The sequence below is a fragment of the Fodinicurvata fenggangensis DSM 21160 genome, from assembly GCF_000686045.1.
GTDB lineage: Bacteria > Pseudomonadota > Alphaproteobacteria > Kiloniellales > DSM-21159 > Fodinicurvata > Fodinicurvata fenggangensis.
This window is the reverse complement of the sequence record NZ_JMLV01000014.1, coordinates 1-15,082: the sequence shown is the minus strand read 5'-3', so window position 1 is coordinate 15,082 and position 15,082 is coordinate 1. Positions and strand designations below refer to the sequence as shown.

Here is a 15,082-nt window from a genome sequence, read left to right as displayed (position 1 = left end):
CGGGGTTGCCGTGACTGTGGAGACAGTACTTCTGTTATCGCACGCGATCCGATTTCTGTCGCGTTTAGCAAGTGGTAATACCAATTTCAACCGTTCCGGTCCGGCTCGTCCCTGTCCCGGGCCAGGGGATGATGGCCATGCACCAGTGTTTTCAGGCGTTCGTTCAGCACATGGGTATAGATCTGGGTGGTCGAAATGTCGGCATGCCCCAGCATCTGCTGGACCGAGCGCAGGTCGGCGCCATGGGCCAGCAGGTGGCTGGCAAAGGCATGGCGCAGGACGTGCGGTGAGACCCGGGAGGGACTGATGCCGGCAGCCACCGCAAGCTCCTTGAGCATCTGTCCGACCCGATGCCGGGTCAGGTGCCCGCTGGCCGAGCGCGAGGGGAACAGCCATCGTTCCTGGCCCGGCCGACGCAGGAAGTGTTCACGCACGGCCTTGTAGGCCGCCAGCGCGTCCGCTGCTGATTCGTTGAGTGGCACCATACGTTCACGTCCGCCCTTACCTTGGACGATCATCACCTTGGGCTCGCGCGCCACCGCGGCATAGGGCAGTGCGATCAGTTCGCTGACACGCATGCCTGTGGCATAGAGCAGTTCCAGCAACAGATTGAGCCTCAGGTCTTCGGGCTTCCCGCCTTCCTGGGCTGCCGTCAACAGGCGATCCACCTCGGCTTCCTCCAGGACCTTGGGCAGGGCCCGGCCCTGACGCGGCGATTCCAGCTTCAGCGCCGGATCGTCCCCGCGCTGTCCTTCGGTAAACAGGAAATGAAAGTACTGGCGCAGGCTGGACAGGCGCCGGGCAGAGGTGCGTGGCGCCATTCCGGCTTCGGACAAGCGGGTGAGATAGGCGCGCAGGTCCTCGCCATCGGCATCCTGAAGCGCGACACCTCGTGCGGATAGGAAGCCTTCCAGGTCGCAGAGGTCACGACGATAGGCCTCCAGTGTATTCAGGCTGGCGCCGCGCTCGGCCACCAGCATTTCCAGGAAACTTTCCAGTGAGGGCGACAGGGAAACGGCAGCAGCCTTGCGTCCGGGTTTGCGTGCCATGCCCTCAGCCGCCTTCGTACACTCTAGAGCCCGCGCGCGACCAGAGCGTCCATGGCCAGCAGCCGTGCTTCGCGCGAAAAGCCCAGTTGGGAAAGGGCCGCCAGGGCTTCGGTCAGGGGGCGTGGTGAAACCTCCGTCAAACGCCCCTGCCCGAAAGCCTGCAGGCTGAGCAGCAAGCCCTCCCCTCGCCGGTCCTCACGAACGGCCCCACGCAGACGCGCGTTGGCGTTCTCCAGTCCTCCGCGCCCGGACACCGCTACCTGCGCGCGCTCATAGAACTGCAACAGGGCACGTGTCCCCTCGCGGCCGGCGCCACGCGAAATGCGCGCTTCCGCCCAATCGGTGCTGGTCATGCCGGGTTCAAGGCCGTCCAACCCGGCCAACCGGAACAGGGGCCAGAGTTCCGTCAGGGCCGCGCGTGCCTCGGATCCGCTTCCGGTACGCCGTGCCATATCCGTCCAGGCCTGTGCCCGTTCGAAACGACCGGTCAACAGGGCAACCCGCACCGCGGTCGGCGCCAGCCAAGCGACAGCCGGTTCCGGATTCAGCTGCTCCAGAGCCGGCAGCGCGATTTCAGCGATCTGTGACTCCAGGCCCGCCTGGCGCGCCGAATCCATCAGTGCCTGAAGGGCTTCTCCCCGGGCTTCGGGTGTCGTGGCACGGCGAAGGACCTGATAGTAAAGGGCGCGCGCCGCCGCACCCTCGGCCTGGTTGGCTTGCCGCAAGGGATTGTCGATCTCACCCTGCGAAGGAGACGCGGTGTAGGCCTCGCCCAAGAGCCGCAGAGGCAGGACACCGCGGCGGGCGGCCTCCTCGGCCAGGCGGCGGCGCTGGTCGGCTTCCAGTCCTTGAAGCATGACGGCCCCAGCCATGAGCGAAGGTTCAAGCCTTTCTGTAACCAGTGCGTCACCAGCCTCCATCCAGCGCAGCAAGGCCAGATCCAGGGCCGAAGGCTGGGAAAGTCGCGGCACCTCGCCCACGCCCAGAGAGGCGTCTGCCAGGTTCAGGAAACCCGTATCGGTATTGCCAACCTCACGCTGCAGGCCAATGCCGATACCGGCAGCGCTCTTTTCTCCATTGTATATCTGGCAATAGATCTGCGCCTTGGGCCAGAAAGGCTGGCTGCGATGCAGGGACAGCGCGCGGCGCACCATCGGGCAGGCCGCCTCGGGCTCGGCGGCCAGCACGGCCGCTTCCACCTGCAGACGGGCCAGATCCGGAGCCTTCTCGAGGCCCGGTATCTGGACCAGCAGATTCACCAGGTTGTCGTATTCGCCCAAGGCCATCAGCAGATGGGCGCGCGCTTCCAGAAGTTCTGGCTCTTCGCCGCCGCGGCCCTCTTCGCGCGGCGGCTGCGCCGAGGACAGCAGCAGTCGGCGCAGCAGGTCGCGCGCAACGGGATTGCGCTGGCCACGCGGCTGCTCGCGCAGCAGTTCTATGATGTCCCCGCGGCGGCTGCCTTGCCAGAGATCCAGGCCCAGTCCCCCGTTCCCCGCTGTCAGCGGGCCCAGCGTCTCGGGAAATCGCGCGTCAAGTTCATCGACCAGAATGCCGCCCCGCAACCGCGCCTGCCCCTCGGTGGGGCCACTGGGTTGAGTGGAACGCTCCGGGCTGCGCCAACTGTTCTCGTTGCCGAATCCTTCATCGTCCGGGCGCGCCTGCTCAGGCGCGTCGCTGCGGTCTGTCTCGTAGTCCCTGCCCGACTCCGGCAGGGACCAGCTGTCGAGCGAACGCTCACGGTTAGGCGCCGTCCGTTCCGTAGGCGATGACTCACCCTCCGGGAACAGGTTGCGCGGCCCGTCCTGGGCCAGGACCGCCGATCCCGCGCACAGCACCACCAGCCCCAGGCCTGCTGCCAGGGCCACGCGCTGTGCTGTGCGTGACAGGCCGGCGAGGGGAAGGTTAACCTCAACGGTCAAAACGCCCCTCCGGCACTTCCTTCTCGATCGTTTCGGTGGGCGGCGGAATATCCACGGCCATCAGGGCCACCGCTCCCCCGCCGATGAGAAGAAGCAAGAGAAGAATAAGTACGACGCCGACTCGACCCATAAGGACTTCCCGATGTATTGATGGAAAGGTGAAGTTTTTCAGACTCACCGATAGCCTGTCTCTTGCAGGCCAGAATGATGGATAGTGATCCAGGATGCTAGGTTTTGACTGTGGCCAAACTGCGGCATACCCCTGCCAAGAACGTCGGGACAAGATATCGGTGAAGCACAGGTCACGCAACGCTGACGCAACATCTGCGGGAGGCAGACGAACATGAACTCTGGCCCGGATCCCCGGTTGCCCGAAATCCTGGAACGCAAGGGCGTCAACAAGATCGTGCTGGTCGGCCTGATGGGAGCCGGCAAGTCCTGCGTGGGCCGTCGCCTGGCCGCACGCTATGGCCTGGCCTTCATCGATGCCGACAGCGAGATCGAGGCCGCGGCCGGGTGCAGCATTCCCGAAATCTTCGCCCGCGACGGCGAGGAGGCTTTCCGCACCGGCGAGCGCAAGGTAATCGCACGGCTGCTCAGGACAGACGAACCGGCAGTGATTGCCACGGGGGGCGGCGCCTTCATGAACCCTGAAACCCGCGCGGAGATCCATGAACACGGCCTGGCCGTATGGCTTCGAGCCGAACTGGATGTCCTGGCGCGCCGCACATCCAAGCGGGACAACCGTCCCCTGCTGAAGAAGGGCAACCACCGCCAAGTCCTTGCAGACCTGATCGAGACTCGCTATCCGGTTTATGCCGAGGCCGACATCACGGTGGAAAGCCGCGAGGGCCCCATCGACGCCACGGTCGACGAAGTGGTTGCCAGCCTGGAACAGGCGGCCCGAACGAAGGAGGACCCCCTTGAACGTGCCTGAACGCCTGCCCGTTGAGCTGGGAGAGCGCAGCTACGACATCCTGGTGGGCGAAGGGCTGCTGGCCCTGGCCGGGCGGCACATCGCCGAAGTCGCGGGGCGGCGCAAGGTGATGATCGTCACCGACGAAACACTGGCCGAATTGCACCTGGCCAGCCTGCAGCGTTCCCTGGAAAGCGAGGGCATCGCCTTCGAGGCCTTTGTCGTACCCGCGGGCGAGGCCACGAAGTCGTTCAGCCACCTGGAAAAACTCTGCGAGCGCCTGCTCCAGGCCGGGGTGGAGCGCAAAACCCCCCTGATCGCCCTTGGCGGTGGCGTCGTCGGTGACCTGACCGGCTTTGCCTCCGCCATCCTTCTGCGCGGCACACCCTTCATCCAGATCCCCACCACCCTGCTGGCCCAGGTGGATTCCTCCGTGGGCGGCAAGACCGGGATCAACACCGCCCAGGGCAAGAACCTGGTGGGCAGCTTTCACCAGCCTCGGTTGGTGCTGGCAGACACCGAGGTGCTGACCAGCCTGTCCCGGCGGGAATTGCTGGCCGGCTATGCCGAGGCGGTGAAATACGGCCTGATCGACGACCCGGCCTTCTTTACCTGGCTTGAGGGGCATGGCCGTCGCCTGATTGCCGGCGATCCGGCGGCCCGCAGCCACGCCATCCTGACTTCCTGTGCCAGCAAGGCTCGGATCGTGGCTGCTGACGAACGCGAAGGCGGCGTGCGCGCCCTGCTGAATCTCGGACATACCTTCGGCCATGCACTGGAGGCCGAGTGCCGCTACGACGGCGACCTGCTGCATGGCGAAGCCGTGGCCATCGGCATGGTCCTGGCTTTCGAGCTTTCCGCCCAGCTGGGGCTTTGCCCGGCCGAGGACGCGGATCGCGTGCGCCGCCACCTGGCTGCCGTCGGCCTGCCGACAAGCTTCGAGCGACTGGCCCAGCGCAGCTGGACCCCGGAAGTCCTGCTGGAGCACATGCGCAAGGACAAGAAGGTAGCGGATGGCCGTATGACACTGGTCCTGGCCCGCGGCATCGGCCAGGCCTTCCTGACCCAGGAGGTGCGCGAGGAGGACATCCTGCAGCTGCTGGCCGAGGAAATCTCACAAACAGCCGTGATTCAAAGCTGATACCTGGCTCTCATAGAAGCTCTGCAACGGACCGATCATAACCATGGAAACCTCCATCATCCTCAGCCTGGTGGGCATCGTGATCTGCCTGGTGATCTCGGGATTCTTCTCAGGGTCCGAAACCGCGCTGACCGGGGCATCACGCCCAAGGGTTCACATCCTGGCCCGCCAGGGCAGCAAGGGCGCCAACACCGTCCTGAAGCTCTGGGACAGCAAGGAACGCATGCTGGGCGCCATCCTGCTGGGCAACAACCTGGTAAACATTCTGGCCTCGGCGCTCGCCACCTCGGTCCTGATCTACTTCTTCGGCGAGGCGGGCGTGGTCTATGCCACCTTCGGCATGACCGCCATCGTGCTGATCTTCTCCGAGGTTCTCCCCAAGACCTTCGCACTCCATCACGCCGACAAGACGGCGGTCACCGTCGCCCCTGTCATGCGTGTAATCGTGGTGCTCTTCAGCCCCATCACTCAGATGGTCCAGTTCCTGGTCACGCGCGCCCTCAGCCTGCTGGGCGCCGGCCCTGAGTCGGGCCATGCCGGTGAACGCTGGGAGGAGGAGCTGCGCGGAGCCATCGACCTGCACACCGGCACCGACGAAGAGGAAAGCCGCCACGAGCGGGAGATGATGCGCTCCATCCTGGACCTGGCCAATGTCGAGGTCGCCGACATCATGGTCCATCGGCGCAACGTGCTGACCCTCAATGCCGATGATCCGCCGGACAAGCTGCTCGAACAGGTGCGCGAAAGTCCCTATACCCGTCTGCCGCTTTGGAAGGATTCGCCGGAGAACATTGTCGGCGTGCTCCACGTCAAGGCGCTCTTCCGGGCCTTGCAGGCGGACGACCCGGATATCCAGAAGCTGGATTTCCTGTCCATCGCCGGTACGCCCTGGTTCATCCCCGAATCCACGGACCTGCTCTCGCAGTTGCAGGCCTTCCGCTCGCGCAAGGAGCACTTTGCCACTGTCGTCGACGAATACGGAGAGATGCGCGGCATCGTCACGCTGGAGGATATCCTGGAAGAAATCGTCGGCGACATCAGTGACGAGCACGACCTGCATATCGAGGGGCTGGAAGTTCAGAGCGATGGCTCGGCCATCGTCGCCGGAACGGTCACCATCCGCGACCTCAACCGCCAATGCGACTGGCAGCTGCCCGATGACGAGGCCTCCACCATTGCCGGTCTGGTTTTGCACGAGGCCCGGCGCATCCCCGATGTCGGCCAGGCCTTCTCCTTCCACGGCTTCCGATTCGAAATCCTTGGCCGCCAGCGCAACCAGGTCACCCTGCTGCGTGTCATGCCCCACGACGAGGACGAGGTCAGCGAGGATGAGCGCGGCTGACGGCGCGCTCGGGGCAGGTATCCCGGGGCAAGTAGAGCGTCACACGCATGTCGCTTGACCGCGTTTCATAGGGCTTCCAGACTGGTTGCCAGCGTTGGCCGGGTATCCTCCCGGCAAACCTGCAACAGGAGGACGCCATGCAACGCCGTGTAGTCCCTGATATCGTAAACAGCCAGAAGCTGACGACCTTTTCTCCTGAAACCACCGTCCGCACGGCAGCCGCCGTCATGACCGAACGCTCCATCGGAGCGATCCTGATCATGAAGGACGAACAGTTGGCCGGCATCTTCACCGAGCGCGACCTCTTGCGCCGGGTCGTGGGCGCTACGCGCGATCCCGACACCACGTCGCTCGAGGAGGTGATGACACCGGATCCGGACACCCTGGCCCCGAATGCTACGGCCATGGAAGCCCTGCTCTTGATGCGCGGACGCGGCTATCGCCACTTGCCTGTGCTCGACAAGGGCAAGCTGATCGGCATCGTCTCGATCCGCGACCTCTTTGCCGCGGTGCAGGAAGAACTGGAGCAAGACCTGCAGCAACGCGACGCCCTGCTGTTCGACACCGGCTACGGAACCGGCGCCGGCGGCTGAGTCCCACCTTTCCGGCCGGTGTCTTGCGTCGCCGCTGGCGCGGCGCTATGCCTTCTGTCCATTTCGAGCCTTTCAGGGAATCAGATTGCATGCCGCTTCCTCCGCCAGTCGAGCGTGAGCCGCTGCACACGCGCCGCTATCACTTCGAGGGTTTCCAGCGCAGCGACGGCCTCTGGGATATCGAGGGGCGCATCGTCGACACCAAGCACTACGCCTTCGACAACCAGCATCGGGGCAGCATCCAGCCGGGTGAGCCGCTGCACGAAATGGCCGTGCGCCTGACCCTGGACGATGACTTCGTGGTGCGCGACATCGCCGCCGACACCACGGCCTCGCCCTTTGCCATCTGTCCGGGCGTTACCCCCAACTACCGGAACCTGATCGGAGCCAGGGTCGGCCCAGGGTGGCGCAAGGCCCTGCGCCAGGCGGTCGGCGGCGCCGGCGGCTGTACGCACATCACCGAGATGCTGGGCGCCATGGGCACTGTTGCCTACCAGACCTATGTCTCGAAGAGCGACCCCTCGAACCGGGATGGAAAGCCGCGCCGCTCTAACCTGGTCAACAGCTGCCATGCCTTCTCGGCCGACGGCCCCCTGGTCAAGGAATTTTGGCCGGATCAGTACACGGGGGAGTGAGGCAGAAACGCTGCACTCGATCCCCTCGACACGACCCCCTTGTCGACCCCCGTTTCGAATACCGCCCTGGCGGGAATTTGATTTGACTCGAGAATTCGCCCCTTCATACTGCTGGGCTATCATCAATTCTGTTTCAGGGGGCAAACATGAGGAACGGGATTCTCGCCACGATCGGGATTCTATTCTCGGCACTAGTACTTACGGGCTGTGCCCAGACCGAAGGAAGCAGTTCCTTCAACCAGACCTACAATTTCCGTGACAGTTCGCGCATTGCCGTCGTGGCCGTCGAAGGCCTGGGCGCCAACGAGGCCGCCCGGACCCAGGTCAGCAACATGGTCACCCAGGACCTGATGGGCAAAGGCTATTCGCCGATCGAGCGGGATCGTGTGCGCGAAATCATCGATGAGCAGGATTTCCAGCTCAGCGAGCGCACCACGGCGGCGGGCGCGGCCCGCATCGGCCGCATCCTGAACACCGATCTCGCCATGATCATCAGCATCCCGAGCTATAGGGAGGACATGAGCCTCAGCGCACGGGCGGTGGACGTGCAGACAGCCGAGATTGTCTGGACCGGTTCGGGCTCCGGTACCACGGGTGATGGCATGAACCAGGCCGTGGGCGCCTTCCTCGGTGCTGCTGCGGGCGCCGTGACCGGGGCTGCGGTGACCGAACACGATACCACCGGCGCCATCGTCGGCGGCACGGCTGGTGCTGCAGGCGGCGGTCTGGCCGGTGCGGCCCTGACCCCGCGCAAGGAAGAGCAGATGCGGGAACTGGTGACGAAAGTCATGGAAGGCTTTCCCAGCCGCATGAGCTCCTTCGGCTCATAAGCAATCAAAAGGACGCCGGACCGCAGGCTTTACCCTGCGGCCCGTTCCTATCAGAGCCTTGTCGAGGCAGCTCCAAGCCTTGGCAGGGCTCTTTTCCTATCCGGCATCCTCGTCCGGAGTCAGCGTCCTGATCTGAAGGGCGTGGATACGCTCGGCCATCTCCTCGGACAGCAGGGCATAGACCCGACGCTGACGAGCGACGCGGTTTTCTCCCTCGAAGGCCTGCGAGACCACTTCCACACGGAAGTGCGTCTCGCCACCCGGCTGCCAGCCCGAGTGGCCTTCGTGCTTGTGGGAGTCATCGGCGACCTCCAGGCGCTGGGGCGCCAGGCCGGCACGCAGCTTATCCTCGATCCGCTGCTTCATGGAAGGCGCGCGCCCGGCGCCGGAGGAGGAGTCGGTGGGCATGGACATCTGGGCTTTCCCGCGTTAACGCTCAATTTCCGCTTTCATCGGGCGGCTGTCCTGCAAGGCTGGGAACCCCCCGGTCGCCTGTCAAGCTATCAGCGTTGAGGGTACAAAGCATGTCCCTGCGTGGCGCCTACCTCCTGCTCGGAGCGATCATCCTGCTCTGGGGCAGCAACTGGCCCATCATGAAGATCGGGCTCGACGAGGGTATTCCGCCTTTCTGGTTCGCCGTCAGCCGCCTGTTCCTGGGCATGGTGACCCTGCTGGCGCTGCTGGCCGCCCTGGGCCGGCTTGCCCTTCCGCGCCGCAGCGACCTGCCGGTCATCTTCACCGTGGGGCTGTTGCAGGTGGCGCTCTTCCTGGGCGCCATCAACTTCGCCCTGCAGTTCGTCGAGGCCGGGCGGTCCTCGGTGCTGGCCTATACCACGCCGCTCTGGGTCGCACCGGCCGCCATCCTGATCCTGGGCGAGCGGCCCTCGCGCCTGAAGGTGGGCGGACTGCTGCTTGGCCTGGCCGGCCTGATCGCGCTCTTCAACCCCCTGGCGCTGGACTGGAGCGACCGCGACGTGGTCACCGGCAACCTGATCCTGATGCTGGCGGCCGTCGGCTGGGCCATCGCCATCCTGCACGTGCGCGGCCACCGCTGGAGCAACTCGGTGCTCCAGGTCATCCCCTGGCAGATGATGGTGGCCCTGGTCCCGCTGACCGCCCTGGCCCTGGTCTTCGAAGGCGACTACAGGCCGGACCTCTCCACCAAGGCCTGGGTTGTCATCGCCTACAACGGTCCCATCGCCACCGGGTTCTGTTATTGGGCGACCATCACGGTCACGCGCAGCCTGCCGGCCATATCCACCTCACTGGGCCTGCTGGGCGTCCCCATGGTGGGCGTGGGCAGTTCCGCCCTGTTGCTGGGCGAAGCCATGACACCCAGCCTGCTGATGGGCCTGCTGGGCATTGTGGCCGGACTGGCCCTGGTCAACATGGCCGATCTGAGGGGCCAACCGGAGACGACGGGGAAATGAAGCCGAACGGCAGCCGATAGCCGGCCGGCACCTTGTCAGCACCGGGAGTGCGCCTCATACTCATGGCATGACGTCACGCACGCCACGGATGGAAAGCCTGCAAACCGATGGGCCGCAGGCTGGCGAGAGGGCTCGTGTCTGCGACCACCCCGACTGCGGGGCGGCCGGGGACTACAGGGCGCCTGTCTCGCGCGACCGGCTGAACGAGTACCTCTGGTTCTGCCTGGAGCATGTGCGCGCCTACAACGCCGCCTGGGACTATCACCGCGACATGGATCCCCAGGACATTGAAGCCGACCGCCTGAAGGCCTACACTTGGGATCGTCCAACCTGGCGGGTGGGCAGTGGCGCTGCGGACCTGCGCGATGCAGAGGCCGCCGCACGCGCCCAGGCAGAGGAACTGGCCGGACGGCGCCGTCGCCAGAGACAAAGGCATCGCGCCGGCGACCGGAGCGAACAGGCCGGAGCCCAGCCCGTCTCTGACCGGGACCGCGCCCTGGAAGCCATGGGACTGTCCGCACCTGTTACCTGGGCGGCCATACGCAAGCGCTATCGGGAGTTGGTGAAAAGCCTGCACCCGGACACCAACGGCGGGGACAAGGTCGCCGAGAATCGCATGAAGGCCGTGAACGAGGCCTACGGTATCCTCAAGGCCCTTTATCTCTAAGGGCCACGCACCAACTTGAGTCACAACAGAAAGTCCAAGGAAAAATCAGTATCATGTCCGAAATGACAGAGAACGGCGCCAGCGAAATGCCGAAGGGCGCACCCGACATCAAGGTCTCCGTGCGCCAGACCTTCGGCATCGACAGCGACATGATGGTGCCGGCCTTTTCCCAGGAATGCGACTACGTGCCCGACAGCGATTCCACCTATCGCTTCGACCGTGACACCACGCTCGCCATCCTGGCCGGTTTTGCCTACAACCGCCGCGTCATGATCCAGGGCTATCACGGCACCGGCAAGTCCACCCATATCGAGCAGGTGGCCGCCCGCCTGAACTGGCCGACGGTTCGCATCAACCTGGACAGCCACGTCAGCCGCATCGACCTGATCGGCAAGGACGCCATCGTGCTCAAGGACGGCAAGCAGGTTACCGAGTTCCGCGAAGGCCTGCTGCCCTGGGCGCTGCAGAACCCCACCGCCCTGGTCTTCGACGAGTATGACGCCGGCCGCGCCGACGTCATGTTCGTGATCCAGCGCGTGCTCGAGGTCGAAGGCAAGCTGACCCTGCTGGACCAGAACAAGGTCATCCGACCGCATCCGGCCTTCCGCCTGTTCGCCACGGCCAACACCATCGGCCTGGGCGACACCACCGGCCTCTATCACGGCACGCAGCAGATCAACCAGGGCCAGATGGACCGCTGGAACATCGTCGCCACGCTCAACTACCTGGAGCACGATGCCGAGGAAGAGATCGTCCTCAACAAGCTGCCGGGCTATGACAGCAAGGAAGGCCGCGAGCGCGTGCGCGCCATGGTGGCCGTGGCGGACCTGACCCGCAGCGGCTTCATCAACGGCGATATCTCTACGGTGATGAGCCCGCGCACCGTCCTCACCTGGGCCGAGAACGCCGAGATCTTCAATGACGTGGGCTTCGCCTTCCGGGTGACTTTCCTCAACAAGTGCGACGAGATCGAACGCACCACGGTGGCCGAGTACTACCAGCGCTGCTTCGGCACGGAGCTGCCCGAAACCGGTGTCCAGGCCACCCTGGTCTGAGGGGCTTGAGGGACGGAGAGCAGCATGAGTTCGGGTGATTCCCCCATCGAGCGGTTCAAGCGCGTGACCTCCGCAACCATGCGGGCGATCGCGGAACGCGACGACATCACGGCGAACTTCTCGCCGTCGGGTCGTGGCCTGCAGGGCACGGAGGCACGGCTGCCCATGCCGGCACGCGACCTGCCGCCCGAGGACATCGCCCTGGTCCGGGGCGAGGCCGACTCCATCGCCCTGCGCCTGCGCCATCACGACAGTGGGGTACATGCCGCACAGCAGCCGACCGACGGCGAGGCCCGCAGCGTCTTCGATGCCGTCGAACAGGCCCGCTGCGAAGCGCTCGGCATGCGGCGCATGAGCGGCTGCACGCTCAACCTGGATGCGGCCCTCGAGGAGAATTACCGCAGCCGGGGGCTGAACCAGGTCAGCGACCACAACGACGTTCCGCTCTCCGAGGTCCTGCGCCTGATGGCGCGTGAGGCCATATCCAGCAAGCCGCTGCCCCCTTCGGCCCAGCGGCTGGTGGAAAGCTGGCGCAACCATCTGGACCCGCAGATCTTCCGCGACATCGATGCCCTGCAGCAAACAGCCGGCGACCAGGAGGAGTACGCCCGCCAGGTCCGCCAGATGCTGCAGCACCTGGACATGGATGCCGGCAGCGAGCCCGAGCCCAACGAGGACCAGAGCGAAAGCGAACAGGAAGGCCAGGACAACGCCGGCGACGACAACCAGACCCGCGGCGAAGGCGGCGAGGAGGACTCCGACGAGTCCGAAAGCAGCCAGAGCAGCGAAATGGAGGACCAGGACAGCGGTGAAGGCCAGGAGGGCGAGGAGGCCGTCGAAAGCGAAGGCGAGACCGACGAGGGCGAGGGCGCCGAGGAACCGGGCAGCCCGAACCGTCCGCCCGAGTGGGACGACCGCCGCAACTCCATTCCCCAGGAAGCCTACCGCGCCTTCACCACGGAATTCGACGAGGTGGTGGATGCGGCCTCGCTCTGCGATCCCGACGAGCTGCAGCGCCTGCGCCAGCTCCTGGACCAGCAGTTGGCCCACCTTCAGGGCGTCATCGCGCGCCTGGCCAATCGCCTGCAAAGGCGCCTGATGGCCAAGCAGACCCGCGCCTGGGAATTCAATCTCGAGGAAGGCCTGCTGGATTCGGCGCGCCTGGCGCGCATCATCGCCGACCCGACGCACTCGCTGACCTACAAGCACGAGAAGGACACCGATTTCCGGGACACCGTCGTCACCCTGCTGATCGACAACTCCGGGTCCATGCGCGGCCGGCCGATCTCGGTCGCGGCCATGAGCGCCGACATCCTGGCACGCACGCTGGAACGCTGTGGGGTGAAGGTCGAGGTACTGGGCTTCACCACCCGCATGTGGAAGGGCGGCCAGGCGCGCGAGCGCTGGGTTTCGGCGGGCAAGCCGGCCCTGCCCGGGCGTCTCAACGACCTGCGCCACATCGTCTACAAGTCCGCCGACGACCCCTGGCGCCGCGCGCGCAAGAACCTGGGCCTGATGCTGCGCGAAGGCATCCTGAAGGAGAACATCGACGGCGAGGCCCTGCTATGGGCGCACAATCGCCTGATCGCCCGACCCGAGGCCCGGCGCGTCCTGATGGTGATCTCCGACGGGGCGCCGGTGGATGACTCCACCCTGTCGGTCAATCCCGGCAACTACCTGGAAAAGCACCTGCGCGAGGTCATCGAGTACATCGAGACCCGCAGCCCCGTGCAGTTGACCGCCATCGGCATCGGCCATGACGTCACGCGCTACTACAAGCGGGCGGTCACCATCGTCGACGCCGAACAGCTTGGCGGCGCCATGCTGGAACGCCTGGCCGAACTCTTCGACGAGCCGGAGATCCAGGACGCACGGCAACGCAAGGCCCAGAAACGCCGCGCCGGCTGACTCCTCCCGCTCCTGCCGGCCGTCGAGCCGGTATGGCCGCCGGCGGGGTTCCGAGGCCACACCACAGGGCACCAACTTTCCTGCATTGTCATGCCGTGACTCCCTTGACTATTTGCAAGTCGTTCTTATAATCATTCTAAGCAATGAAAGTGAGTTCAAGGTGACACCCATGAAACGCGATCTGGCCAAGACACTCAGCTACGGCTTCTTCCACATTCTGGTGGGATTCAGCATCGCGTTCGCCCTGACCGGCTCTCTCGCGATCGCCAGTGGCATCGCGCTCATCGAGCCCCTGGCCAACACGGTCCTCTACTTCTTCCACGAGCGCGTTTGGAAACGCCTGGGCCGCCGCCAGGAAATGCAGAGGGAAGGCCTCACCGGCCAGCACACCCGCGCACATGCATAATTCCAACAAGATTGCGCATCTAAAAAGGCGTCTTCCCAAAGCATAAGCCTTATCGATAGGCTATGCTGTCAGGACAGTTTTGTTTTCCTGAGGAGACACGCCATGGAAAAAGACCTGAACGCCTGGACGCCGCGTATGCTCAGCATCCTGCGGATCGTGACGGCCCTCATCTTCCTGGCCCATGGCACCCAGAAGCTGCTGGGCTTTCCGCCCAGTGAAAGCACGGCCGCGCCCTTCACCCTCTCATGGATTTCCGGCACCATCGAGCTGTTCTGCGGCGCCCTGCTGGTCGTGGGTCTCTTCACCCGGCCGGCGGCGTTCCTGGCCTCCGGCCTGATGGCCGCCGCCTACTGGATCGCGCATGCGCCCCGGGACGTCTTCCCCGTCAACAACGGCGGCGATGCCGCCATCCTCTACTGCTTCATCTTCCTCTACCTCGTCTTTGCCGGCCCGGGCCCCTGGAGCCTCGACGCCCTGCGCAGGAGATAAACGGCTCGCTGTTAGCCGTGCTCGAAATAGGCCCGAGAGGAAGTGTTTACGATGACTGACACCGTGACCATTCCCCGCGAAGAGTATGAGCGCCTCCTCAGGCTCGCTGAAGACGCCGCCGACAGTGCCGCCTATGATCGCGCAATTGCCCGTCTTGCCAACGGACAGGACGAACTCATCCCGGCTGAATACGCCAACCGCATCATCGATGGCGAGAGCCCTCTACGTGTCTTTCGCGATTGGCGCGCCATGACACAGACCGCACTGGCCGAGGCGTCAGACGTCAATCGCGTTCAGATCACCGAGATAGAAGCCGGACGGAATTCCGGGTCGGTCGAGACAATCCGAAAGCTGGCCGAGGCACTCGGAGTATCCGTCGACGATCTGGTTTAAAGCCTGTCGCGTTTAATTGATTTCATATCCGGCAGCCCTGAAGAAGTTGGTGCATTCCTCCTCGGTGAAGAGGTCGCAGACATGGCCGACGGCCTGCCAGAGTTCGTCGTATGAGCGGGCGGCGGTCTTGCGGATCAGGGTTTTCAACTTTGAGAACGCCATCTCGATGGGATTGAGATCGGGGCTGTAGGGCGGCAGGAACAGGAACCAGGCACCGACATCCCGCAGTGTTTGGGCAGCCTTTGGACTTTTATGGCTGGAGAGGTTGTCGAGGACGACCACATCGCCTGGCTGCAGGCTGGGCGCGAG

The 15,082-nt window shown here is 64.8% G+C and carries 18 protein-coding genes; 13 read left to right on the top strand and 5 right to left on the bottom strand.

Annotation, left to right across the window (positions count from 1 at the left end; translation table 11 throughout):
- Positions 1 to 86 precede the first annotated feature (86 nt).
- Genes xerD through BP38_RS22920 form a run of 3 tightly spaced genes read right to left on the bottom strand, consistent with a single transcriptional unit; the run spans position 87 to position 3,098 of the window.
- Positions 87 to 1,049 carry a site-specific tyrosine recombinase XerD gene (gene xerD / locus BP38_RS21040; protein WP_035725568.1) on the bottom strand — a complete coding sequence of 321 codons (963 nt, stop codon included), beginning with the start codon at positions 1,047 to 1,049 and terminating at the stop codon, positions 87 to 89.
- Positions 1,050 to 1,072: 23 nt separating this feature from the next.
- Positions 1,073 to 2,968, bottom strand: coding sequence for a hypothetical protein (locus BP38_RS0115735; RefSeq protein ID WP_026988519.1), 1,896 nt, complete (start codon positions 2,966 to 2,968; stop codon positions 1,073 to 1,075).
- On the bottom strand, positions 2,958 to 3,098 hold the full coding sequence (locus tag BP38_RS22920; RefSeq protein ID WP_169737843.1) for a hypothetical protein: 141 nt from the start codon (positions 3,096 to 3,098) through the stop codon (positions 2,958 to 2,960). Before BP38_RS22920 ends, BP38_RS0115735 begins: the two co-directional genes overlap by 11 nt.
- 213 nt (positions 3,099 to 3,311) lie before the next feature.
- Between BP38_RS22920 and BP38_RS0115725 the strand changes: the two genes are divergently transcribed.
- The 6 genes from BP38_RS0115725 to BP38_RS21035 all read left to right on the top strand — a co-directional run bounded on the left by BP38_RS0115725 (position 3,312) and on the right by BP38_RS21035 (position 8,425).
- Entirely contained in the window at positions 3,312 to 3,905 is a 594-nt protein-coding gene (locus BP38_RS0115725; RefSeq protein WP_026988518.1) for a shikimate kinase, read from the top strand.
- Positions 3,892 to 5,025 (top strand): 3-dehydroquinate synthase, encoded by a 1,134-nt coding sequence (gene aroB, locus BP38_RS0115720; protein WP_026988517.1) that lies wholly within the window; start codon positions 3,892 to 3,894, stop codon positions 5,023 to 5,025. Before BP38_RS0115725 ends, aroB begins: the two co-directional genes overlap by 14 nt.
- Before the next feature lie 43 nt (positions 5,026 to 5,068).
- On the top strand, positions 5,069 to 6,367 hold the full coding sequence (locus BP38_RS0115715) for an HlyC/CorC family transporter (protein ID WP_026988516.1): 1,299 nt from the start codon (positions 5,069 to 5,071) through the stop codon (positions 6,365 to 6,367).
- A 137-nt stretch (positions 6,368 to 6,504) separates the two neighbouring features.
- Positions 6,505 to 6,960 carry a CBS domain-containing protein gene (locus BP38_RS0115710; protein ID WP_026988515.1) on the top strand — a complete coding sequence of 152 codons (456 nt, stop codon included), beginning with the start codon at positions 6,505 to 6,507 and terminating at the stop codon, positions 6,958 to 6,960.
- 89 nt (positions 6,961 to 7,049) lie between these two features.
- Positions 7,050 to 7,595, top strand: coding sequence for a DUF2889 domain-containing protein (locus tag BP38_RS0115705; protein ID WP_026988514.1), 546 nt, complete (start codon positions 7,050 to 7,052; stop codon positions 7,593 to 7,595).
- Positions 7,596 to 7,741: 146 nt separating this feature from the next.
- A complete protein-coding gene (locus BP38_RS21035; RefSeq protein ID WP_035725566.1) occupies positions 7,742 to 8,425 on the top strand; it encodes a CsgG/HfaB family protein in 684 nt (227 codons plus the stop codon).
- 96 nt (positions 8,426 to 8,521) lie between these two features.
- Here the strand turns inward: BP38_RS21035 and BP38_RS0115695 are convergent, their stop codons facing one another.
- Positions 8,522 to 8,839 carry a BolA family protein gene (locus tag BP38_RS0115695; protein ID WP_245602436.1) on the bottom strand — a complete coding sequence of 106 codons (318 nt, stop codon included), beginning with the start codon at positions 8,837 to 8,839 and terminating at the stop codon, positions 8,522 to 8,524.
- 110 nt (positions 8,840 to 8,949) lie between these two features.
- Here BP38_RS0115695 and BP38_RS0115690 point away from each other — a divergent pair, with 110 nt between their 5' ends.
- The 7 genes from BP38_RS0115690 (at position 8,950) to BP38_RS0115660 (ending at position 14,773) form a co-directional block, all read left to right on the top strand.
- Complete coding sequence (locus BP38_RS0115690) at positions 8,950 to 9,855, top strand: DMT family transporter (protein ID WP_035725565.1); 906 nt, start codon at positions 8,950 to 8,952, stop codon at positions 9,853 to 9,855.
- 67 nt (positions 9,856 to 9,922) lie between these two features.
- Positions 9,923 to 10,522: a J domain-containing protein gene (locus tag BP38_RS0115685; RefSeq protein ID WP_051609449.1), complete on the top strand. Its 600-nt coding sequence runs from the start codon at positions 9,923 to 9,925 to the stop codon at positions 10,520 to 10,522.
- Positions 10,523 to 10,575: 53 nt separating this feature from the next.
- Entirely contained in the window at positions 10,576 to 11,577 is a 1,002-nt protein-coding gene (gene cobS / locus BP38_RS0115680; protein WP_211250362.1) for a cobaltochelatase subunit CobS, read from the top strand.
- A 24-nt stretch (positions 11,578 to 11,601) separates the two neighbouring features.
- Positions 11,602 to 13,485 carry a cobaltochelatase subunit CobT gene (cobT, locus tag BP38_RS0115675; RefSeq protein ID WP_026988509.1) on the top strand — a complete coding sequence of 628 codons (1,884 nt, stop codon included), beginning with the start codon at positions 11,602 to 11,604 and terminating at the stop codon, positions 13,483 to 13,485.
- A 169-nt stretch (positions 13,486 to 13,654) separates the two neighbouring features.
- Positions 13,655 to 13,891 carry a DUF2061 domain-containing protein gene (locus BP38_RS0115670; protein ID WP_026988508.1) on the top strand — a complete coding sequence of 79 codons (237 nt, stop codon included), beginning with the start codon at positions 13,655 to 13,657 and terminating at the stop codon, positions 13,889 to 13,891.
- Positions 13,892 to 13,993: 102 nt separating this feature from the next.
- Positions 13,994 to 14,380 (top strand): DoxX family protein, encoded by a 387-nt coding sequence (locus BP38_RS0115665; RefSeq protein ID WP_026988507.1) that lies wholly within the window; start codon positions 13,994 to 13,996, stop codon positions 14,378 to 14,380.
- Positions 14,381 to 14,431: 51 nt separating this feature from the next.
- Entirely contained in the window at positions 14,432 to 14,773 is a 342-nt protein-coding gene (locus BP38_RS0115660; RefSeq protein WP_026988506.1) for a helix-turn-helix transcriptional regulator, read from the top strand.
- Between the two features lie 12 nt (positions 14,774 to 14,785).
- Here BP38_RS0115660 and BP38_RS0115655 read toward each other — a convergent pair.
- On the bottom strand, positions 14,786 to 15,082 hold a 297-nt coding region (locus BP38_RS0115655), incomplete at its 5' end, for a transposase (RefSeq protein ID WP_026988505.1).